Below are 20888 nucleotides of genomic sequence, written 5' to 3'. Positions count from 1 at the left end.
TTGATGCCGCAGTGAGGTAGTGAAGAATGGCTAGCAATGTCGTCGGCCAATTCATAAGAAGCTGTAGTGCGTTTCTTACGGCGTGATGAGAGACGCCAGGAGGAAAGACTTTAAGGGGAGGGCGCGCGCTATATGAAAAAAGCCCTGGCGCGTGAGCGTCAGGGCTTTTTTAGTCGGCGATTACTGCAGGCTTATATTGGCCAGCGTAACGATAATGCCGATTGCCGCGACGAAGGCGGCGACTGCATTGATCAAGAACACGGTGCGTACGGTTGTGGAAAGTCTCCACGGTTTTACGGCGAACGCATAAACCAGCAGAAAGATGATGGCGAAGATCTCCACCTGTGCGAGCAGAACCACCGCGCCGCCGAAGGCCATTGGCCCGGAAGGGGGCGCGGGATCCTGTGACAGGTAGGAGCTCAGCAGGGTGCCGATGATCGGCAGCCAGATCCCCAGGCTGATAAGGATCAGGGGAACGGGGTTGAAAGCGCGTGCTTTGTTTTCGGTGTCCAATGTTGTTCCTTGATGAGGTAGCCAGAGATCAGGGCTTGTCGATAACGGAAGCCTCTTGAGGCGGCTCGGTCTTCGCCGTGCGTATCTCTCGGTTCCATTGCAGGATGATCATCACCAGCGTCGGAATGCCCAACAGCGCGGTGATCAGGAAGAAGTTGTGGTAGCCGTACTTTTCCACCACCACACCGGAATAGCCGCCCAGCAGGCGCGGTAGCAGCAGCATGATGGAGCTGAGCAAGGCATATTGCGTGGCAGAGAATTTCAGGTTGGTGAGGCTCGACAGGTAGGCGACGAACGCCGATGTCGCGAGCCCCGAGCTGAGGTTGTCCAGCGAGATGGTGACGATCAGCATCTTCACGTTCGGGCCCATGTCCGCCAGCAACAGGAACAGGATATTGGTCGAAGCCGAGGCCAGTCCACCGATGAACAGGATCGGCATGATGCCGAAGCGCACAATCAGCAGCCCGCCGATACCGGCCCCCAGCAGGGTCATGATCAGGCCGAAGATTTTGCTGACGCTGGCGATCTGGTCCTTGGTAAAGCCCTGGTCGATGTAGAACACGTTGGCCATGACGCCCATCACCGTGTCCGACATCCGGTAGGTCGCGATCAGGCCCAGCAACAGCAGCGCCTGCCAGCGGTAGCGCATGATGAAGTCGTTGATCGGGGTGAGAACCGGCGCCAGTCCGCGGCGACCCATCGAGGACAGGCAGGCGATGGTCAGGAGCGTGTAGAGAATCGCGCGTAAAAACGCCCGGTCTTCCAGCAACAGGTCCATCCAGCTGGTGCCGTTGAACAGCACGCTGGCGAAGTCGGTATTGTAAAGCTGGGTAAACATCGCCGGTACGGAGACCAGCAGCACAATCAGCACGAACACCGAGGCCAACTGGTGCGTAAAGCCATAGCGCGCTGCCGACAGCTGGGTGCGCAGCGGCACCGGCGGCTCGCGCATGATCAGCGTGGTGACCAGAGCGGGCAGCATCAGCAGTCCGAACAGCACATAAGTGCCGGTCCACGCTGAATGCTTGTAGGCAAAGCCCGTCGAGCCGAAGCCCTCGGCGAAATACAGCGCACCCGCAGTCGCCAGCAGTGCAGCGACCCGGTAGCCGGACATATAGCTGGCGGCCAGGGCAGCCTGTTGGGTGTCCTGGGCAATTTCCAGGCGATAGGCATCAATGGCGATGTCTTGCGTGGCGGACGAGAAGGCGACCACCACGGCAATCGCGATCAGCCACGAGAGATGCTTTTGCGGGTCGCAGAAGCCCATGCCGATCAGGCCCAGAATCACCAGGCTCTGGGACAGCACCAGCCAGGAGCGACGCCGCCCGAGTTTGCCAAGCAGGGGCAGACGCCATTGGTCGAGCAATGGCGACCAGACCCATTTAAAGGCGTAGGCAAGGCCGATCAGGCTCGCATAGCCGATGGTCTCGCGCGCGACACCGGCTTCGCGCAACCACACGGACAATGTCGAAAAGACCAGCATATAAGGCATGCCCGCAGCGAATCCGAGCAGCAGTAACACTAATGTCGACGGGCTGGCATATGCGGCGAGCGCGGCGCGCCAGGTTTTACGGGGCATGGGCTGGAATCTGCCTCAGGTTACGAAAACAAAGGGCGCACTCTAACCGCTGTGCTATAGGGGACGCCAGCCATGGCGCTGCATATCAACCCGATTATTCACAATGGTCACGCCCTCGGCGCGCAAACGTGCCCGTTGTTCGTCACCCGAAACGCTGCCAGGCGGCAGACTGAGCCGCCCACCGGCGCCCAAAACCCGGTGCCAGGGCAGCGAAGAACCGTCCGGCAACTGGCTCAACGTACGACCCACCCAGCGTGCTGCGCGACCGAGGCCTGCCAGTTCGGCGAGTTGCCCGTAGGCGACCACTTTGCCTTCCGGTATCTGCGCCATCGTCAGGTAGAGGGCGGTGCGTCGCGCCTCGTTCGGCGACTGTCCTGCCGGGTAAAGTAATGTCAAGTCCGAGTCTGCCACGCGATAATCCTGTATAAAACGCTATTGATTGCTGTTCGCTGAACTTTTGCTTCTCCGGGCTGTCAGTTACCACCGTGCTTGATGGTACATGGATCGCACCGACACCTCCCCGCAGGAAAATGCCTGATTCCCGCCTTACAGAGCCTAGTTATCGCTTATGTTGTCCAGAACCCTGTTGTGCCTTGCAATCACCGCTGTTTCCACTCCATTGCTTGCCGATACCGTCTGGTTGAAGAATGGCGACCGCCTGACCGGCACAATCAAGGTGTTCGACGGCGGCAAATTATTGCTGCAAACCGAATACGGTGGCGCTATCGCGCTGGACTGGAAGCAGGTCAAGACCCTGAAAAGCGATCAGCCGTTGTTGGTCAAGCAGGATGAGCATGGCGGCGAAGTCTCCAATTCGCTGCAGGCAGCGGATGATGGCAAGGTCGTGCTGGCCAATGGCGATGCACCCAAAACCGTCGAGCTGGCAAGTATCCATCAGATCATCAAGCCCAAGCCGGTTATCACGGATCTTGTCTGGAAAGGCAACATCGATGCGGCGCTGGATTTCCAGCAGGCCGAAAACGATACCAATGATTACAACGTCGCCTTCAAGACCTCGGCTCGCCATGGCGACTGGCGTCACAACGCCAAGGGCGATTACAACCGCGAGACCACCGACGACGTGGTCGGCACTGACAACTGGAGCGCCGAGTACTCGCTGGACCGCTTCCTGACCGAGAAATTTTTCTGGGATGGTCGCGTCAGCTACAAACGCGACAAGGTCGAGGATCTGTCTCGTCAGCGCGTAGTCGGTACCGGTCCAGGTTACCAGCTGTGGGATGACGAACTGGGTGCATTCAAGGTCGGTGCGCTGCTCAACCGTACCGATTTCGAGTTCTCCAACGACGAGAAGGAAAACTTCTATTCCGTTGCCGGCACCTGGGATTACAACCGCTACCTGATCGGCAAGAAGGTCGAGTTCTTCACCAACGGCGAGCTGGGCAAACCGCTGAGTGCCGTCGCCGACTACTCGCTGGATGTCGAAGCGGGGCTGCGTTACAAGGTGACCGACTGGGCGTCGCTTAACCTGAAAGCCGAGAAGAACGTCATCAGTGGTTCGAGCAATGGCGATGTCGACAAGACACGCTACACCGCTGGCTTCGGCGTAAGCTGGTAAGCGAAGGGCAGGCGACGCACACCCTGTGCGTCGCCTGCTGCTTTTACGGGCTGACTAGATTCGCATCGCGCCATCCAGCTCAAGGATGCGTCCGCTGTAATAATCGTTTTCCAGAATATAAGCCACCGAGTGTGCAATCTCGTCCGGCCTGCCCATGCGCTTGAGCGGGATCGCCGAGGTCATCTTCTCGAGGGCTTCGGGGCGCATGCTGCCGGTCATTTCGGTTTCAATGAACCCAGGCGCCACGCCCGCCACACGGATGCCGTAGCGCGCCAGTTCCCTTGCCCAGGTAACCGTCGCAGCCGCCACACCGGCCTTGGCTGCCGAGTAGTTGGTCTGTCCGATATTGCCCGCACGTGAAATCGACGAGATATTGATGATCGCGCCCTGACTCTTCTGCTCGATCATTTTCGCCGCCACTTCACGTGTGCAGAGGAATACGCCGGTCAGGTTGACGTCGATCACCGCCTGCCATTGCGCAAGGCTCAGTTTGGTCATCTCGCCATCCTTGACCTTGACCAGCAGGCCGTCACGCAGAATGCCAGCGTTGTTGACCAGGCCATGAATGGCGCCGAAATCCTCGGCGACCTTGCTGACCGTGTCGACGACCTGTTCTTCATTGGCAACATTGCACAGATAGGCGCGAGCCTTGACCCCGAGTGCTTCGCAGGCGGCGACGGCCTGATCGAGTTTCTCCTGATTGAGGTCCAGCAGCGCCAGGTTGGCGCCTTTGCCGGCCAGGTATTCGGCCATGGCTCTGCCCAGCCCCTGGCAGCCGCCGGTGATGATTATCAGCTTGTCTTTCAATTCCATATGCGTGCCCAATCACAGTTGATCGTTTCCATGGCATCACTGGCGGGTTGCGAGTGCTTATGCCATAGCCAGAGCACGTTATAGGCTGTTTTTACGCGTTCGTCTCGGGCGGGCCGCCTGGCCCTGAAATACACCGATACACGTTTGTGAAGGCCTGGTTCAGCTCACTTGTGCGCATAATTTAGCGGTAAGCCAGATGCAGGGAGCTTGAATTAACGACCTTATGACATCACATACGGTCTACTCGGAAGGCATTCTTCCCTTGAGGAACTCATTTGATGCGTGTTTTTTTGCTGCTGTTTCTATTATTCCCGGTACTTGAGCTGTTTCTGCTGGTTCGTGTCGGGATGTCCATCGGCTTTCTCTGGACCTTTCTGCTGGTCGTCGCGACGTCGATGCTCGGCTTGTTCGTGATGCGCGTAGCCGGTTTCGCGACGGCGCTGCGTGCACGCGAAAGCCTGGCGCGTGGCGAGTTGCCTGCCCAGGAAATGCTCGAAGGCCTGATGGTTGCCGTGGGCGGCGGTCTGCTGCTGTTGCCCGGTTTCATCAGCGACATTCTGGGTGTGATCTGCCTGCTGCCGATCACCCGTCGTCTGCTGATCAACAAGGTCCGCCAGCGCGCCCAGGATCAGGCCATGCGTCAGCGAGCCTTCGCCGATGATTTGCAGACACCTGCCAATCAGGGCGCGTCGAGTCATCGCCCGACGGCGATTCACCAGCCTACCCGCGAGCCCGACGTCATCGAAGGCGAGTTCGAGCATCGCGACAAGTAATCTTCCACACCCCCCGGCAGCGCGGCACCTCAGGGTGCCGCGTTCGTTTTGACCAGCCGGTTCGGGTGTAAAAAAATTCAACCCAAGACTTGTAATCACTTTGCTCGCCCTTATGTATGGGTCACCGCAAGGTTTCTGGCCTGAAGGCCAGACCGTATTCTGCGGTTCGCGCGTCGAACCGTAACCGGCAAGTCCGGATTTAAACCGGCCGGTGCACTCACCGGACGATCAAACAAACATAATCAGGAGATCGACAATGAAGCTTCGTCCTCTGCATGACCGCGTCGTCATCCGTCGCAGTGAAGAAGAAACGAAAACTGCCGGCGGTATCGTTCTGCCAGGTTCGGCTGCTGAAAAGCCTAACCGCGGCGAGATCGTTGCTGTGGGTACCGGCCGCGTGCTGGACAACGGCGAAGTACGTGCGCTGGCTGTGAAAGTGGGTGACAAGGTTGTGTTCGGCCCTTATTCCGGCAGCAACACAGTGAAAGTAGACGGCGAAGACCTGCTGGTGATGAGCGAGAACGAGATTCTTGCTGTCGTCGAAGGCTGAGTGCTCCCGCTGACTTCCGTTACTACTAAGTATTCAAGGAATAATGATCATGGCTGCTAAAGAAGTTAAATTCGGCGATTCTGGCCGCAAAAAAATGCTCGCCGGTGTAAACGTCCTGGCTGACGCAGTTAAAGCGACCCTGGGCCCTAAAGGCCGCAACGTTATCATCGAGAAAAGCTTTGGCGCTCCGCTGATCACCAAAGACGGTGTTTCGGTTGCCAAGGAAATCGAGCTTAAAGACCGTTTCGAAAACATGGGCGCGCAGCTGGTCAAAGACGTTGCTTCCCGTGCTAACGATGATGCAGGCGACGGTACCACTACCGCTACCGTTCTGGCTCAGGCCATCGTCAACGAAGGCCTGAAGGCTGTCGCTGCCGGCATGAACCCGATGGACCTCAAGCGCGGCATCGACAAGGCGACCATCGCCATTGTTGCCGAGCTGAAGAAGCTGTCCAAGCCATGCACCGACACCAAGGCAATCGCCCAGGTCGGCACCATCTCGGCCAACTCTGATCACTCCATCGGCGACATCATTGCCGAAGCCATGGAAAAAGTGACCAAAGACGGTGTTATCACCGTTGAAGAAGGTTCGGGCCTGGAAAACGAGCTGTCTGTTGTAGAAGGCATGCAGTTTGACCGTGGTTACCTGTCCCCGTACTTCATCAACAAGCCGGACACCATGGTTGCCGAGCTGGACAGCCCGCTGCTGTTGCTGGTCGACAAGAAGATCTCCAACATTCGCGAAATGCTGCCGGTTCTGGAAGCAGTCGCCAAGGCTGGCCGTCCTCTGCTGATCGTTGCCGAAGACGTTGAAGGCGAAGCGCTGGCGACTCTGGTGGTCAACAACATGCGCGGTATCGTGAAAGTTGCAGCCGTCAAGGCTCCAGGTTTCGGCGATCGTCGCAAGGCCATGCTGCAGGACATCGCTGTTCTGACTGGCGGTACCGTTATCTCCGAAGAGATCGGCCTGAGCCTGGAAACCACTACTCTGGAACACCTGGGTAATGCCAAGCGCGTCATCCTGAACAAAGAAAACACCACCATCATCGATGGTGCTGGCGTGAAAACCGATATCGACTCGCGTATCTCCCAGATCCGTCAGCAAATCGGCGACACCAGCTCGGACTACGACAAGGAAAAACTGCAAGAGCGTCTGGCCAAGCTGTCTGGCGGCGTTGCAGTGATCAAGGTCGGTGCCGGTTCCGAAGTCGAGATGAAAGAGAAGAAAGCCCGCGTTGAAGACGCCCTGCACGCAACCCGCGCAGCCGTTGAAGAAGGCGTGGTACCTGGCGGTGGCGTGGCACTGGTTCGCTCCCTGCAGGCTATCGAAGGTCTGAAAGGCGACAACGCTGATCAGGACGTCGGTATCGCTCTGCTGCGTCGTGCAGTCGAAGCGCCTCTGCGCCAGATCGTTGCCAACTCCGGTGACGAGCCAAGCGTTGTTGTCGACAAGGTCAAGCAGGGTTCGGGTAACTACGGTTACAACGCTGCTTCCGGCGAGTACGGCGACATGATCGAAATGGGTATCCTTGACCCGGCCAAAGTGACTCGCTCTGCTCTGCAGGCGGCGTCCTCCATCGCCAGCTTGATGATCACCACCGAAGCGATGATCGCTGACGTGCCTGACGACAAGCCAGCAGGCGGCGGCATGCCGGACATGGGCGGCATGGGTGGTATGGGCGGCATGATGTAAGCCAGCTTTACCCCCAGCGTTACACCCATAAAAAACCCCGCCTTGTGCGGGGTTTTTTTATGGTCTTTGTGTGCCGGATCAATCACTGCGTCGGTTGTACCTTGCTGTTCTCGAGCCCCTTGGGTTCGGGGCGGTAAAGCACGAAGTAATAAACCCCCAGACAGATCAGCCAGCAGAACACTGCGGTCCAGATGTTATGGGAAAAGAAGTGCGCACCTTGCAGCATCCGCCCGACAGAGAACACCGTTCCAAGGCCGAACGCCAGAGCCAGGCCCATTTTCGCCATCCGTGGACGACGGTCGCGAAAAGCGAAGAACAGCGCGAACAGGGTAAAGCCGGTCGCCGCATGCCCGCCCGGCCAGCAGCGTCCCGGTTTATCGGTCGCAGGGCGTGGGCTCAACAGTTCGCTGTAGGTTTCCTGCCCACCGAATTCTTTCAGGCTCCAGGGGCACTGCACTGACGTCACCACTTTCACCGGGGTAACGAAGGCGGTTGATAGCGCCATGGACAGCACCAGGCAACCCAGCTCCCTGCGCCATGGGATCAGGCGCTGTACTTTGAAGGACGCCGCAAAGCCGATCATGGCCACCGCGCCGAATACCATGACCAGTTGTTTGGCGCGGTCGTGGAGAACGTCTTCGAGAAAATAACTGTGCCTGCCGATGAACTGCCCGCTGACGGGATCGAAGGCCAGTTTGGCGATGTCCATGTCCAGTGACGTCAGTTCAAGCAGCATGAGGATCAGTGCCACGGCGACAGGAATACCCAGGTAAATCCACGGGTTGATCGAACGGGAGTAGGGTGGGGCGACGGTTTTCGACATATCGAATCCAGATCTTTGAAGGGCATGCCGCGATTATTGTGTGCGACGGTTCGTCTCAAAGTGTGTCATGAGCCTTATGAATCATAGGTGAAAAAAACGTCATGCCATTTCGGCGCTGGCCCTCACGACCACTTCGTCTTAAGCTGCGCCAGCCCAAACTGCATATGAGAGTGTTTTATGCGAATTCTTCTGGTTGAAGACAACCGCGACATCCTGGCGAACATGGCCGATTACCTGGGCATGAAAGGCTATACCGTCGATTGCGCCCAGGATGGCCTCTCAGGACTGCATCTGGCAGCCACCGAGCACTACGACCTGATCGTTCTCGACATCATGCTGCCCGGTATCGACGGCTACACCTTGTGCAAGCGCCTGCGCGAAGATGCCCGGCGCGACACGCCGGTCATCATGCTCACCGCCCGCGATCAGCTGGACGACCGTCTGCAGGGCTTCCGCTCCGGTGCTGACGACTACCTGCTCAAGCCGTTTGCCCTGTCTGAACTGGCCGCGCGGATCGAAGCGGTATTGCGTCGTGCTCAAGGTGGCGGGCGGCGAACCTTGCAGGTGGCCGATCTGGTCTATGACCTCGACACCCTCGAGGTCACGCGTGAGGGGCGCATGCTCAAGCTCAACCCGGTCGGCCTCAAGCTGCTCGCCGTGCTGATGCAGAAAAGCCCGCACGTGCTGCGTCGCGAGATTCTCGAAGAAGCGCTGTGGGGCGATGACTGCCCGGACAGCGACAGCCTGCGCAGCCATGTGCACCAGTTGCGTCAGGTGATCGACAAACCGTTTGGCAAACCGCTGTTGCAGACCGTGCATGGCGTGGGCTATCGCTTGGCCGAGGGCCGGGATGGAGTTTAAACAGAGTCTTGCGCAACGGATCATCATTGCCTTCGCATTGATGAGTGCACTGGTGGCCGGGTCGTTCGCCATCGGAATCATCTCCACCGTCCACCTGGTCGAAGAAAAGCTGATTTCCGCCGGCCTCGGTGGTGACCTCAACCGTCTGATGCTGATGGACAGTGTCAGCGACTGGAGCCACCGGCCCAAGCCCGACCAGTTGTTCTATTTCACCAATGGTCCGGGCGACTTCGACCTGCCCAAGGATATTCGTCACCTTGAGCCAGGTTTCCATGAGGTGTTCCGTGGGCCGTTGTCCTACCACGCCATGATCGAGGTGGTGGATGGCCGGCATTACGCCCTGTTGCAGGATCAGAGCGATTTTGAAGAGCGTGAGCGGGTGCTGTTCGCCGTCGTGCTGGTCGGTTTCGTTCTGGCCTTGGCGCTGGCGGTGTTTCTGGGCTGGGTGCTGGCGCGCCGGGTCATGGCGCCTGTAGTACGTCTGGCCCGGCAGGTTCGTCACCGTGACCAGTTGCTTGGACTGGCACCGCCACTGGCGCCCGACTATGCCGCTGACGAAGTCGGCGAGTTGGCGGTGGCCTTCGACGCAACATTGGGTCGCTTGCGGCAGGCGTTGATTCGTGAGCGCATGTTCACCAGCGACGTGAGCCATGAACTGCGTACGCCGTTGATGGTGCTGGCCAGCTCTTGTGAGCTGCTGCTGGAAAACCCTGCGCTCGATTTGCGCGGCCGCCGTCAGGTCGAGCGTATCGGCCGTGCCTGCGAAGAAATGCGCGATCTGGTGCAAACCTTCCTGATGCTCGCTCGCACCCAGCGCGAAGACCCGGCCATGACGCCCAAGGCCACGCTGGTCGGGGTGGCCGAGCAATTGATTTCCCAGTGGCGTGACCCGATAGAGAGCAAGGGGCTGCAGTTGAGCTATACGCCACCTGCCGATGACCAGCTGTCCGATATTCGTTACAACGCGACCTTCCTGCATGCCGTGATGGGCAACTTGCTGCGCAATGCGCTGCACTACACCGATCACGGATTCATCGCGCTGACCCTGCACGCAGAAAGCTTCACCGTGGAAGACAGTGGAGTGGGCATTCCCGAGGAAAAACGCGAGGCGATGTTCGAGCCTTTCGTACGTGGCAACGAGCAGCGCGGAGAGGGGCTGGGCCTCGGGCTGTCGCTGGTGCAGCGCATTTGTACCAATCAGGGATGGAGCGTGGATCTCACCCCAATGGAACCCCATGGTTGCCGGTTCAAGGTGACGCTCCACGTGATCAAACCCTGACCTTTCTCTCGAGTAGACCGGCCTTATTGTGTAGCGGCCAATCGATTGCACTTCGTCGATTGGCCACACACGGCCTCTAACTCTCTGTAAAATCTCGAAACACCTGACGTTAAAAGGTAACATTTTTTTCACATTCAGATGACCTGACGGTGACGGCCGTGCCTTTAGTTTGGCGCCCATCAACATCAGGAGCTGCTCTCATGAGCGATCGCATCGAACTCGAGTTTTCCCGAAAGTACGACAAGACACACGCCCGCCAGTACCTCGAAAAGCATCAGGACGGTATCTGGCGCAAGCTGTCGCATCACCGCGATGAACAGCTGGCGAGAAAGGCGCTGCACATGGCCGGGGACCCGGGCCTGGTGCTGGACCTGCCTTGTGGTGCTGGACGCTTCTGGCCGCTATTGGCCGAGAAGCCGAACCGCTCGATCATCGGTGCCGATAACTCCGCAGACATGCTCAGTACCGCCTGTGCCTCGCAGCCGGCAGACGTTGTAAAAAGGGTACAACCTTTGCAGACATCTGCCTTTGCCATCGACCTGCCTGATAACGCAGTAGACAGCATCTTCTGCATGCGCTTGTTGCACCACGTCGGTCAGTCCAGCGACCGGATGGCTCTATTGCGCGAGTTTCAACGCGTAACCCGTGACAGCGTGATCGTCTCCCTCTGGGTGGATGGCAATTTCAAAGCATGGAAGCGTGCGCGCCTCGAGAACAAGCGCCAGCAAAAAAACGGGCGGGAAAGTTACCAGAATCGTTTTGTGTTACCCGTTGTTACCGCAGAAACCGAATTTGAGCAGGCAGGATTTCGCATTCAGAACCGAATGGATTTCCTGCCCATGTACGCCATGTGGCGAGTCTATGTCCTACGTAAAAGGTAAAAAGATGGGTTTGCAGTCCGTGAAAGAACCAGTTGTGAACCCGATCCAGAATGAGTTTGATCAGTTCTGGAGCCAGCGTGGCGAATGGGTTGAAGAACCCAATGTGCGTCGCGGCGGAGAGAGTGGTGTGCAGCGGTTGATCATGGACAACGGGCAGACCCTCTATGCCAAACGCCAGACAGGTCACATCTACCGCAGCCTGCTGCACCCGCTGGGCCGACCCACCGTACTGCGCGAGCGCGAGGCGCTTGAAGGTCTACGCAAGCTTGGCGTCGTCGTCCCCGAAGTGGTGTTTTGTGGTGCCGAGCGGGGTGAGGACAACGCCTGGCGGGCATTGCTGGTCACCGTAGCGCTGGAAGGCTTCGAGGAAATTGAAAAGTGGCAGGCTGCCGGAGGGCGCGAGCGTCACGGCGAGCTGTTCTATGAGCGTGTGCTCAAGGAAGTGGCAGCCACTCTGGCCCGCATGCACCTGGGCCGCTGGCAGCACAGCTGTCTGTACATCAAGCACATTTTCGTGCGAGTGACGGGGGAAGGGGCGGACGCCAACGTCGAGGTCGCCTTGCTCGATCTCGAGAAGGGCCGTCGTCGCCTTACCGCTCAAGGCGCAGCCCAGCACGATATGAAACAGCTACGACGCCATTCGTCATTCAGCGCTGCAGACTGGCAGAAGTTGATCTACTTTTACCAGGCAGCGTTTGGCAGCTCTATCAAAGGTTTAGAGTCATGAAGCTAGAAATGGCAAGAGGTTTGTTTATCTTCGGTGCACTGGCAGTTGCCACCGTCGCCGTGGCGGCGCTTGAACAACCGTCTACCCGCATACTCATCACGCAGCATGGCGAGGGCTACTGCCCACTGCCACGCGTGGCGAAGAATCTTGTGAACGTGCAGCCGGACCACGACCTGTTGCTGTTCATGTATAGCCTGGCGCAGGGTACCGGGATCAAAAACTGAAGCCTTGGGCTCTCTTACCTAACCCACCTGAGCCAGATGAAGATGGTTGTCCCACAACCCGGCTGGCAGGTCCAACGGCTGGGCCAGCAGTTGCGCCTTGCGACAGTCATAGAAGCGGCAGCGTCCCTGGCCTGAGGTCACGACAAAGCCGTCGGCGACAGCCCCCACTCCCGCACAGTCCGGCAACGGCGCATCCAGTTTCAATGCGCCACTGTCCAGATCCCAGATAAAGAAGCGGTTGCCGCGGGGTGCCGTCAGAGCCACCAGCCGCAGTTCACTGTGCACTGCGACGCTGGCGGTGTAGTGGGCCATCGCGCGCAATTGCTCTTCTGCCACCGGAAACGCCTGGAATGGCTGGCCTGGACGCTTGATTGCCAGCAGTTCGGCCAACTCGTGGCTGTCGCCCATGAACTGTTGACCCGCGACGATGGTGCCATCGCTGGCGATGCCCATGTGGCGCACGCTGTTCATCTGCTGGGAAAGCGCTTCCTTGCTGAGCAAGGTACCGTCACGCTGCATGATGACCAGGCTGGGTTGCATGGCATCGAGGTTCATCTCTACCCGGCTTTCCGCTTCGGTGCGAATGCCACCATTGGCGACCACCAGCGTTTCACCGTCCGGCATCCAGGAGACCTGATGCGGGCCGATGCCATGCGTCGGGATCTCGGCCGAGTGCACTAGTCGCTCGTCGATGAAGCGGTAGACGCCCAATAAACCGCGGCCTGGATCGCGGGTATCGTTTTCCGTCGTATACAGCCATTCGCCGTCGCGATGAATCACGGCATGGCCGTAGAAGTGGCGGTCGGGCTGCGAAACGATGGTTTGCAGCAAACATCCATCGCGCAGGTCGATCAGGTAGCTTTCCGTGCCAGGACGACGGGCGATGAACACCGCGAGTGGCAGCTCAGGATGATTGATGATGTCGTGGCAGCGCTGGCCCACCCGGGTCGCGAATACCTGCGTTCCGTCGAGCTTGAAACCCACCGCATAGTGCTTGCCGTCGCCATCGTCGCGAGCGGAAAGCAACAAGGGGCGTGTGTTCTTTTGCTTGAACAGGGTCCAACCACCCAGCGTGCAGGCGCTGCGCAGAAGACTGCCGAGCGCCATGGCCTGACGTCGCAACATCACCTCTACCTCTTGATCAATCGCCGTCGTTGGCGTTGAAACCCAATTGAATGCCGAGGGCCTTGGCCAGCTCGCCTTCGTGCAGGCGGTGTACGGCATTCAGGCTGTCGTAAAACGCATTGAGTTGCTGGCGTCCTGCATCCGTGGCCAGCAGGTCGGCCAGCGGCGGCTTGAGTTCCGACAGCAATTTGCGGCTGTTAGCGTAGGCGGCATCGATTTTGTCGGCCAGCGGTTTCTGCTCGGCGGGCAGCAGGCTGCGCAAGCCCTTGTTGTCGACACCGGTCCACACCGTCTCGGCGCTGATCAGGCTGGCTTCCAGGCTGCTGAGCGACGACTTGCTGCGCCAGGCATCTGCCTGGAACGGCTGTGGCTGCCCCTTGCTCTGACGACCCAGTGGCGTGCCGAGCTTCTTCTTCAGGCTGTCGAGGGCGGTGACCTGAACCCGCAGCAGTTCGGCAATCGCTTCATGAGAATCGGCGTAGCGCTGATTGGGGAACTTGCTCAGTTGCGCGAGCATGCCGTCGGTGCTGTTCCAGCTGTTGAGGATTTCTTCGGCAAGCAGCTTCTGGCGTTCACCGATGGCCATCAGTAGCGGGCAATAGCGTGCTTTTTGCTCGGCATTGGCCATGTCGATGTCAGCGTCGAAGAGGATGTATTCGTAGGCGGACAAACCCTGCACCACGACACTGGCCTTGGACAGTTCCTGGGCGGTGATCTGCGGCTGTGCAGTCACCAGTTGCTCGACCTGACGGCCCACCAGATTCTTCTTGTCTGGCCAGAACTGTATTTGCCAGGCGCGATTGCCTTCGGCCAGAGGGCCGATCAACAGCGGTTGCAACTCGGCCCAGGTCTTCTGTGCTTTCAGAAAGTCGGCGCGGGCGGTGGCCAGATCAGTCTTGCCCTGGCAGAACGCCAAGGCGCTGGCTGCCAACTGACGATCAGCCTCTACCCAACGGCTGTAGGTCGGCAGGATGACCTGTTTGGCAATCGCTGCGGACGTTACCGCCTGAGGGTCGGATGGCGAGCAGGCACCCAAGGCAAGCGCCGCAAGGCTGGTCAGCAACAACTTGGGTCGGAACATGTCCGGCTCCTTATTTCTGAAAGGAAGATGTGTGAACAGGAAGATTCTGCAAAGGGCGCAATCATAACGAATTCAGGAAGGCCAGCAGCGCTTCACGTTGCTGTGCGTCAAAAGCCAGAACCTGGCGCTGCGCCGCCTGGGCTTCGCCGCCGTGCCACAGTATCGCCTCAAGCGCATTACGCGCGCGACCGTCGTGCAACAGTTGGGTGTGTCCGCTTACCGTGCCGGTCAGGCCAAGCCCCCACAAGGGTGGGGTGCGCCACTCACTACCGGTGGCCTGGAACTCGGTACGGTTATCGGCCAGCCCTTCGCCCATGTCGTGCAGCAGCAAGTCGCTGTACGGGCGAATCTCCTGATTGGCCAGCTCGGGTTCGGCGGCGTCGCTACGGGTTTTGAAAGCGGGTGTGTGACATTGCTGGCAGCCCGCCTGGAAAAACAGGTTCTTGCCTGCCAGCACTTGAGGGTCGTCGACCTTGCGACGCGCCGGAACACCCAGGTTGCGGGTGTAGAACTCCACCAGGCGCAGGATGTTGTCGCTGACTTCCGGTTCGCCCTCCGGGCCATTGCCATTGGGTGCAGCCAGGCAATCGGTCTGGGCCGGCGTGCAGTCATCGAAAGGGCGCAGGCTGGTGGTCAGCCCCATGTCGCCGGAAAACGCGTGCACGTTCTGCTGGTTGAGGTTTGGCTGTCCGGCTTTCCAGCCAAACCTGCCCATCACCACTTTCTGCTGAGCATCGTCCCACACCCAGTTGGGACGTCCCGAGATGCCATCGGCGTTCTTGTCATCGGGGTCGGCATTGGCAAGGATGGCATCATCGGCAATCGCCTCGAGCAAGCCCAGGCCGATCATCGGCGGTGCCACGCGAGCCGAGATGTGAGTATCGGGGTGCATGGGGCCATAGCCCAACTGGGTGATTCTGAGGGTCGGCTGGCGCAGCTCGACTGACGTGCCATCGCGAAACTCGACCGTCAGCGCATCGTACTCGACCCGCACCTTGCCCTCGGGCGCAACGCCGGGGTTCGACATGTCCTGCAATTGCCCGCCGTAGACCGGTTCGGGCAGCACGCCGTTGCGCTTTATGAGGTCGGCATAGGCCGGGTCATCGGGAATCGACAGCCTGACCAGCATGGATACGGCATTGCTGTCGCCAGCCTCCGGCGGGTGACCGCGACCGTCCTTGATGTGGCAGTTCTGGCAGGCATTGGTGTTGAACAACGGCCCCAGCCCATCGCGAGCCGTGGTAGTCGACGGCGCAATCACCCACGGGCTGCGGAAAAAGCTGTTGCCGACGCTGAAATCCAGCCGCCGCACGGGTGCCAGGTTGGCCGAGGGCATCGAGAAGGCGTTCTGGTCGCTCTTCCTGACGGTGGCGCTGCCACCCGACAAGGCTTCTCCCGGCTCGGCATGCGTGAAACGCGGGGCGTCATCGCACGCGCTCAGGACCAGGGTCGTGAACAAGGCAAACGATAGACGGAGCCGCGTACTCATAGACATCCTGCAACGGGGCGAAAAATCGGGGCGTGCAAGCTTATCAGCCTGGTGCGGTTTGAATAAGAGGGATTATCGTTTGCGACGTCTCATGCAATGTGATGTTACGAATCTTTGAGGCTGGTCGGGTCCTGATGTTTTTGCCTATGCTGCGCAGGCTGCTTCACACGATCAGTCACATGACGCTGGCAGCATGCATACACCAACGGCCAGCAGAGATTATCCAATGAATAACCCGGACAACAGCGCGTTCGTGACCACCCTCCAGGCACTGGAAGCGATCTATGGTCCGATCGCACCTCCTTCGCTCCTCAAGGAAGTTGACCACATCCACGAGGTCTACCGGCCTTTCATCGAGCAGGCACCGTTCGCCGTGCTTGCCTCTGCCGGTCCTGACGGGCTCGATGCTTCTCCACGTGGAGATCAGGCGGGCCTGGTGCATATCGAGGACAGCAAGACGCTTTACCTGCCGGACCGACGCGGCAACAACCGCATCGATACGCTGCGCAACATCGTCAACGATCCGCGCGTCGCGCTGCTGTTCCTTATACCCGGCGTGGGTGAAACCCTGCGCGTCAACGGAACCGCACAGATATCGGTTGAGCCCGAGTTGCTGTCGCGCTTCGCAGTGAAGGGCCAGTTGCCCAGGTCTGTCCTGCGTATTTCAGTGACCAGCGTGTATTTCCAGTGCAGCAGGGCGACCATCAGGTCCGGTTTGTGGGACCCGGCGAAGCACATCGAACGCAGTGCGCTACCCACTGCCGGGCAGATCCTCAAAGCGGTTTCGGCGGAGCAGATCGACGGCGAAGCCTACGACAAGGCGTTGCCGGGACGTATTGCGGATACGTTGTACTGATGCTCGGGAGTCTGCCCATGTTGCAGGTCAACGCGCACGGCAGTTGCAAACGATGCCTGTCGATCAGACACAAAAAATGCCGGTCAGCGAACTGACCGGCATTGATCGTTACTGCAACAAACGCGGTTGATCAGAACTCGTGATCGGCGTTGTCCGGGTTCAGGTCGGTGATGCCCAGCTTGCCAGCCGCCTGCTCGATAGCGCCTGTCTGTTTGACCAGCGCGGCGATGGCGTCACGCACCACCTGATTGCCAGCTGTGTTGCCGGCAGCGATCAACTGGTCGAAATGCTCGCCCTTGTTCGCATGATCGACGATGACCTGCAACTTGGCCTGAGTGTCGTCCAGATCAGCGCGCAAGGTGGCGTCCGTGGCCGGGTCTGCCTTGGCGACCAGAGACGAAAGGCTCGGCCCGCTGACTTTGCTGCCGTCAGTACGGGTGTACTCGCCCAGGTAGACATTGCGAATGCCTTTGCCGTTGTAGAAGTGCGAGTTGTGCGTGTTGTCGCTGAAGCAGTCGTGTTCGTCTTCGCTGGAGTTGGCTTCCAGTGCGACTTTCATGCGCTCGCCCGCCAGTTCACCCAGCGACAGGCTGCCCATGCCGAAGAGCATTTTGCGCAGACCGCTTTCGCCGGACTCTTCTTCCAGCGTGGCGCGGTAGTTGTCGGGCACGCCGGCCTTCCAGTTACCGGACATTTCTTCAAGGTCGCTGACCAGCAGGTCGGTGACGGCCTTGAGGTAGGCGCGGCGACGGTCATTGTGGCCGCCGGTTGCGCCAGCCCCTTGCAGGTAATCGCTGGCCGGACGTGCGCCGGCGCCAGGGCCGGTACCGTTCAGGTCCTGGCCCCAGAGCAGAAATTCGATGGCGTGGTAGCCGGTGGCGACGTTGGCCTCGGAACCGCCCAGCTCGTTCAGGCTGGCGAGTTTTTCGGAGGTGATCTCCTTCACGTCGACCTTGTCTTCGCCGACCTGAATTTCGGTGTTGGCGATGATGTTGGCAGTGGCGCCCGGGTTGCCCAGCGCGTGCTGGTAATCCTTGGCCACATAGTCGATCAGGCCTTCGTCCAGGGGCCAGGCGTTAACCTGTCCTTCCCAGTCGTCGATGATGGTGTTGCCGAAGCGGAAGACTTCGCTCTGCATGTAAGGCACACGCGCAGCGATCCACGCCTCACGGGCGGCTTTCAGGTTTTCATCGTTGGGTTTGGCCAGAAATGCGTCGACGGCAGTGCTGAGTTTTTTCGCTCCGGCCTCGGCATCGTCGAACACGGCGGACACCATGTTGGCGTAGTTCGCGACCACAGCCTTGGCCGCCGCATCGTCAGTCTGGGCAGCGGCTGCCGGAGCAGGGGCCGCAGGCGTCACAGCTGGCGTCGCCGGAGCAGCGGCTGGCGCGGGCGCCGGGGCGGCAGCCTTGTCCTTGCCTTCGCCACAACCGGCGAGAGAGATAGCGATGGCCAACAGACTAGCGGTTGCCAGAGGCATACGAATCATGACGGAATCCTGCGTCGATAAAGGTGATGGCGGGGGTGCGCCCATAAAATCTGCGACATAATGCGAAAGATTTGCATTCGATGTAAAGGCAAAACGCCTGTGTGGGCGTGTTCAGGCATCCGGCAGGTTGTAACAGTCGGTTTCAAGATGACCTGAATGGCCGGAAGCGTGCAAGCCGGCTCACAGGCTGGCGGCGTGGTCCTGACGCGACTGCTTGAGGTAAGCCAGCAACTCCCGACCCGGCAGCGGCTTGCTGTACAGATAGCCCTGGCCTTCGTGACAGCCCTCGGTCATCACATAGGCCTCCTGCTCAACGGTCTCCACGCCTTCGGCAATGACTTGCATGCCCAGGCTTTTGCCCAACTGGATAATGGCTCGCACGATGGTGGCGTCATCGTCGTCATCGATCAGGTCCTGCACGAAGCTGCGGTCAATCTTGATCTTGTCCAGCGGCAGGCTTTTCAGGTAGCTCAGGGATGAATAGCCGGTGCCAAAGTCATCGATGGCAATCAAGGCGCCGGAACGGCGCAAGCTCAGCAAGTGCTGGGCGGCGGTGTTGATATCTTCCATAAGCCCGGTTTCGGTCACTTCCAGTTCCAGGCTGCGCGGTGGCAAGCGGTAGATCTGCAGCAGGTTGTTGACCACGCGGGGGAGTTCGGCGTGATGCAGTTGCACGGTCGACAGATTGACGGCCATGCGCAAATCGGTGAAGCCTTGATCGAGCCATTCGCGCAGTTGGCGGCAGGCCTGATCCAGCACCCATTCCCCTATGGCGATGATGGTGCCGTTCTGTTCGGCCAGCGGGATGAAAACGTCCGGCGGCACCAGGCCATGCTCCGGATGCTGCCAGCGGATCAGTGCTTCCACACCGACGATACGGTGATCGCGGTAGCTGATCTGTGGTTGATAGACCAAGTACAACTGATTGAGTGGCAGGGCTTCGCGCAGGTCTTTTTCGAGTTCGCGGCGGCGACGCATTTCGCTGTCCACGCTGGCGATGTAGAACTGATACCGGTTACGTGAGCGGGCTTTGGCCAGCGTCATGGTCTGCTCGGCTTTTTGCAACAGCTTCTCGGTGTTGTCACCGTCTTCCGGGAACAGCGTGATGCCGATGGTTGCCCGCAGTCGAATCTGCTGATCACCGACGATGAACGGTGCTTCCAGCTCATCCAGGATATTTTGCGCCAGCTCAGCCGCCTCGTAAGGCTGCTCGATGTTGGACTGGACCAGCGCGAACTGGTCGCCGCCCAAGCGCGCAAGGGCGCCGAGTCTTACGCTGTGCGCGCGCAAGCGATCAGCGAGGGCGAGCAGCAATTGGTCACCGGACTGATAGCTGAACTGTTCGTTGATGCCCTTGAAGTCATCCAGACCTACACAAAGAACCGCCACTCTGTGTTGCTGGCGTCCCGCGTCTTCCAGAATCCTGTCCAGTCCGGTCTGCAATTGAAGTCGATTGGGCAGGCCGGTGAGAAAGTCGTACTGCGCCATGCGCTGCAGGTTGTTCTCGGCCTCATGGCGCAGGTAAGTGTGGCGCTCAATGGAAGCCAGCAACTGGTTAGCGGTGTTGACCCAGATTCCCAGTTCGTTTTTCTCGTGGCCTTTGAGCAGCGGCAACTGGTGTTCGCTGGGGCGGTCGGGATTGATCGCGATCAGGTGTTCGATGATCTTTGACAGCGGTCTGGTCAGCAGCCAGTGATAGACCAGATACAACACCAGCCCCATTGCCAGCGCACGCAGCACGCCCGCGATAAAGATGATTCCGGCATTGACCAGAAAGCTTTCGCCGTAATTGGCGGTGTCCAGCGTGATGCGCAGGTCGCCGTAATACTCGCTGTAGGGGTTGCGGCCTACCAGTTGAGTGGTGAAGCTGCGCTCCTGGCCGAGGATGATGTCTGTCAGCCAGCGGGTAGAGGAGGTTTTCAGTGGCCGGTTTTTCTCGGCGAGCAGGCTTTCGTTGGGGTGCCCTATGGACGCCATGCGTACCGAATCATCCTGGAACAGGCCCTCGATGACCTGCATGCCCATCTCGCGGTCCAGGCTGTAGACGGCCTGCGTCGAAGGATCGCGAAACATGCCGAGAATTCGCTCGGCATCGCTCGCCACGGCCTGACGTGTCTTGTAGGCGTCGAAGACGATTTGCGCACAGCTGAGCAGGATGCCTACCAGAAGCGCCGAAAGCAGCACAACGCGCAGCAACTTTACCGACAGGCTGTTCTTGAGTTCCAGCTTCAATGGCCGTTCCTTAGTTCGTGTCGCAGGGCATATCGCCTCATGACCCTCGAAAAACCAGACCCGCACGCTGTGACCTTGTCACAACCGGTGCGCCTTGCTGATCTTCGCGTTCCTTGCACCTGCTGGCCAAAGCCACCTCAATGTGTCGGGTGGCCATGTAGGTAACTAGAGCAGAACACTGTAAAGAATTACTTCATAGAGAATTACGTTGGGGTACGAGTCAGCTAGCGTTTTCTGACAATACACAAAGTACGAGCGGCAGGCGAAAAAAGATTTGCGATTCGCCTGACGGGCAGGCCGGTGTTCGACGCCGTCGGTAAAACA

Annotated in this window: 20 protein-coding genes; 10 read left to right on the top strand and 10 right to left on the bottom strand. The window is 59.2% G+C overall.

The window, feature by feature from the left end; genetic code table 11:
• Window positions 1–180: 180 nt before the first annotated feature.
• The 3 genes from JOE39_RS14365 to JOE39_RS14355 are packed head-to-tail and all read right to left on the bottom strand — an operon-like array spanning window position 181 to window position 2503.
• Window positions 181–513, bottom strand: a complete 333-nt coding sequence (locus tag JOE39_RS14365) for a hypothetical protein (protein WP_010423822.1) — start codon at window positions 511–513, stop codon at window positions 181–183.
• Between the two features lie 28 nt (window positions 514–541).
• The gene (locus JOE39_RS14360) at window positions 542–2092 is read right to left on the bottom strand and encodes an AmpG family muropeptide MFS transporter (protein ID WP_004416219.1); all 1551 of its coding nucleotides are present in this window, start codon (window positions 2090–2092) and stop codon (window positions 542–544) included.
• Between the two features lie 54 nt (window positions 2093–2146).
• Window positions 2147–2503, bottom strand: coding sequence for an MGMT family protein (locus JOE39_RS14355; protein ID WP_003313518.1), 357 nt, complete (start codon window positions 2501–2503; stop codon window positions 2147–2149).
• 157 nt (window positions 2504–2660) lie between these two features.
• Here JOE39_RS14355 and JOE39_RS14350 point away from each other — a divergent pair, with 157 nt between their 5' ends.
• Window positions 2661–3668, top strand: a complete 1008-nt coding sequence (locus JOE39_RS14350) for a DUF481 domain-containing protein (RefSeq protein WP_003395309.1) — start codon at window positions 2661–2663, stop codon at window positions 3666–3668.
• A gap of 54 nt (window positions 3669–3722) precedes the next feature.
• Here the strand turns inward: JOE39_RS14350 and JOE39_RS14345 are convergent, their stop codons facing one another.
• Window positions 3723–4481: an SDR family oxidoreductase gene (locus tag JOE39_RS14345; RefSeq protein ID WP_003313516.1), complete on the bottom strand. Its 759-nt coding sequence runs from the start codon at window positions 4479–4481 to the stop codon at window positions 3723–3725.
• 278 nt (window positions 4482–4759) lie between these two features.
• Here JOE39_RS14345 and JOE39_RS14340 point away from each other — a divergent pair, with 278 nt between their 5' ends.
• The 3 genes from JOE39_RS14340 to groL all read left to right on the top strand — a co-directional run bounded on the left by JOE39_RS14340 (window position 4760) and on the right by groL (window position 7497).
• Window positions 4760–5254 (top strand): FxsA family protein, encoded by a 495-nt coding sequence (locus JOE39_RS14340; RefSeq protein ID WP_003363969.1) that lies wholly within the window; start codon window positions 4760–4762, stop codon window positions 5252–5254.
• A 256-nt stretch (window positions 5255–5510) separates the two neighbouring features.
• A complete protein-coding gene (locus JOE39_RS14335) occupies window positions 5511–5804 on the top strand; it encodes a co-chaperone GroES (RefSeq protein ID WP_003304675.1) in 294 nt (97 codons plus the stop codon).
• Between the two features lie 49 nt (window positions 5805–5853).
• Window positions 5854–7497, top strand: a complete 1644-nt coding sequence (gene groL, locus JOE39_RS14330; protein ID WP_003413326.1) for a chaperonin GroEL — start codon at window positions 5854–5856, stop codon at window positions 7495–7497.
• A gap of 82 nt (window positions 7498–7579) precedes the next feature.
• On the opposite strand, the gene JOE39_RS14325 is transcribed toward groL, so the two are convergent.
• The gene (locus tag JOE39_RS14325) at window positions 7580–8320 is read right to left on the bottom strand and encodes a phosphatase PAP2 family protein (protein ID WP_032662752.1); all 741 of its coding nucleotides are present in this window, start codon (window positions 8318–8320) and stop codon (window positions 7580–7582) included.
• A gap of 177 nt (window positions 8321–8497) precedes the next feature.
• Between JOE39_RS14325 and colR the strand changes: the two genes are divergently transcribed.
• The 5 genes from colR (at window position 8498) to JOE39_RS14300 (ending at window position 12292) form a co-directional block, all read left to right on the top strand.
• Window positions 8498–9181, top strand: a complete 684-nt coding sequence (colR, locus tag JOE39_RS14320; RefSeq protein ID WP_002555020.1) for a two-component system response regulator ColR — start codon at window positions 8498–8500, stop codon at window positions 9179–9181.
• Entirely contained in the window at window positions 9171–10460 is a 1290-nt protein-coding gene (locus tag JOE39_RS14315; protein ID WP_024649479.1) for a HAMP domain-containing sensor histidine kinase, read from the top strand. Before colR ends, JOE39_RS14315 begins: the two co-directional genes overlap by 11 nt.
• A gap of 200 nt (window positions 10461–10660) precedes the next feature.
• Window positions 10661–11341, top strand: coding sequence for a class I SAM-dependent methyltransferase (locus tag JOE39_RS14310; RefSeq protein ID WP_003313508.1), 681 nt, complete (start codon window positions 10661–10663; stop codon window positions 11339–11341).
• A 4-nt stretch (window positions 11342–11345) separates the two neighbouring features.
• Window positions 11346–12068 carry a lipopolysaccharide kinase InaA family protein gene (locus JOE39_RS14305; protein WP_016568884.1) on the top strand — a complete coding sequence of 241 codons (723 nt, stop codon included), beginning with the start codon at window positions 11346–11348 and terminating at the stop codon, window positions 12066–12068.
• Window positions 12065–12292, top strand: a complete 228-nt coding sequence (locus tag JOE39_RS14300) for a hypothetical protein (protein ID WP_017278167.1) — start codon at window positions 12065–12067, stop codon at window positions 12290–12292. The genes JOE39_RS14305 and JOE39_RS14300 overlap by 4 nt, the downstream gene beginning before the upstream one ends.
• 18 nt (window positions 12293–12310) lie before the next feature.
• Here the strand turns inward: JOE39_RS14300 and JOE39_RS14295 are convergent, their stop codons facing one another.
• The 3 genes from JOE39_RS14295 to JOE39_RS14285 all read right to left on the bottom strand — a co-directional run bounded on the left by JOE39_RS14295 (window position 12311) and on the right by JOE39_RS14285 (window position 15987).
• Complete coding sequence (locus JOE39_RS14295; RefSeq protein ID WP_210078615.1) at window positions 12311–13417, bottom strand: DUF1513 domain-containing protein; 1107 nt, start codon at window positions 13415–13417, stop codon at window positions 12311–12313.
• A 16-nt stretch (window positions 13418–13433) separates the two neighbouring features.
• Window positions 13434–14498, bottom strand: coding sequence for an imelysin family protein (locus JOE39_RS14290; RefSeq protein ID WP_003413318.1), 1065 nt, complete (start codon window positions 14496–14498; stop codon window positions 13434–13436).
• Between the two features lie 61 nt (window positions 14499–14559).
• Window positions 14560–15987: a di-heme oxidoredictase family protein gene (locus JOE39_RS14285; protein WP_210078616.1), complete on the bottom strand. Its 1428-nt coding sequence runs from the start codon at window positions 15985–15987 to the stop codon at window positions 14560–14562.
• A 226-nt stretch (window positions 15988–16213) separates the two neighbouring features.
• On the opposite strand from JOE39_RS14285, the gene JOE39_RS14280 reads away from it, so the two are divergent.
• A complete protein-coding gene (locus tag JOE39_RS14280; RefSeq protein ID WP_198699197.1) occupies window positions 16214–16843 on the top strand; it encodes a pyridoxamine 5'-phosphate oxidase family protein in 630 nt (209 codons plus the stop codon).
• 130 nt (window positions 16844–16973) lie between these two features.
• Here the strand turns inward: JOE39_RS14280 and JOE39_RS14275 are convergent, their stop codons facing one another.
• Both JOE39_RS14275 and JOE39_RS14270 read right to left on the bottom strand, forming a co-directional pair.
• Window positions 16974–18332: an imelysin family protein gene (locus JOE39_RS14275; protein WP_210078617.1), complete on the bottom strand. Its 1359-nt coding sequence runs from the start codon at window positions 18330–18332 to the stop codon at window positions 16974–16976.
• 180 nt (window positions 18333–18512) lie between these two features.
• On the bottom strand, window positions 18513–20564 hold the full coding sequence (locus JOE39_RS14270; RefSeq protein WP_024693116.1) for a GGDEF domain-containing phosphodiesterase: 2052 nt from the start codon (window positions 20562–20564) through the stop codon (window positions 18513–18515).
• Window positions 20565–20888 lie beyond the last annotated feature (324 nt).

The organism is Pseudomonas sp. PvP100 (assembly GCF_017833055.1).
Lineage (GTDB): Bacteria > Pseudomonadota > Gammaproteobacteria > Pseudomonadales > Pseudomonadaceae > Aquipseudomonas > Aquipseudomonas syringae.
This window is presented reverse-complemented; position numbering and strand designations above follow the sequence as displayed.

Coding starts and splice junctions, on each gene's coding strand:
- JOE39_RS14360 (WP_004416219.1), bottom strand. CDS start 2,092: ATGCCCCGTAAAACCTGGCGCGCCGCGCTCGCCGCATATGCCAGCCCG.
- JOE39_RS14350 (WP_003395309.1), top strand. CDS start 2,661: ATGTTGTCCAGAACCCTGTTGTGCCTTGCAATCACCGCTGTTTCCACT.
- JOE39_RS14345 (WP_003313516.1), bottom strand. CDS start 4,481: ATGGAATTGAAAGACAAGCTGATAATCATCACCGGCGGCTGCCAGGGG.
- JOE39_RS14340 (WP_003363969.1), top strand. CDS start 4,760: ATGCGTGTTTTTTTGCTGCTGTTTCTATTATTCCCGGTACTTGAGCTG.
- JOE39_RS14335 (WP_003304675.1), top strand. CDS start 5,511: ATGAAGCTTCGTCCTCTGCATGACCGCGTCGTCATCCGTCGCAGTGAA.
- groL (WP_003413326.1), top strand. CDS start 5,854: ATGGCTGCTAAAGAAGTTAAATTCGGCGATTCTGGCCGCAAAAAAATG.
- JOE39_RS14325 (WP_032662752.1), bottom strand. CDS start 8,320: ATGTCGAAAACCGTCGCCCCACCCTACTCCCGTTCGATCAACCCGTGG.
- colR (WP_002555020.1), top strand. CDS start 8,498: ATGCGAATTCTTCTGGTTGAAGACAACCGCGACATCCTGGCGAACATG.
- JOE39_RS14315 (WP_024649479.1), top strand. CDS start 9,171: ATGGAGTTTAAACAGAGTCTTGCGCAACGGATCATCATTGCCTTCGCA.
- JOE39_RS14310 (WP_003313508.1), top strand. CDS start 10,661: ATGAGCGATCGCATCGAACTCGAGTTTTCCCGAAAGTACGACAAGACA.
- JOE39_RS14305 (WP_016568884.1), top strand. CDS start 11,346: ATGGGTTTGCAGTCCGTGAAAGAACCAGTTGTGAACCCGATCCAGAAT.
- JOE39_RS14300 (WP_017278167.1), top strand. CDS start 12,065: ATGAAGCTAGAAATGGCAAGAGGTTTGTTTATCTTCGGTGCACTGGCA.
- JOE39_RS14295 (WP_210078615.1), bottom strand. CDS start 13,417: ATGTTGCGACGTCAGGCCATGGCGCTCGGCAGTCTTCTGCGCAGCGCC.
- JOE39_RS14290 (WP_003413318.1), bottom strand. CDS start 14,498: ATGTTCCGACCCAAGTTGTTGCTGACCAGCCTTGCGGCGCTTGCCTTG.
- JOE39_RS14285 (WP_210078616.1), bottom strand. CDS start 15,987: ATGAGTACGCGGCTCCGTCTATCGTTTGCCTTGTTCACGACCCTGGTC.
- JOE39_RS14280 (WP_198699197.1), top strand. CDS start 16,214: ATGAATAACCCGGACAACAGCGCGTTCGTGACCACCCTCCAGGCACTG.
- JOE39_RS14275 (WP_210078617.1), bottom strand. CDS start 18,332: ATGATTCGTATGCCTCTGGCAACCGCTAGTCTGTTGGCCATCGCTATC.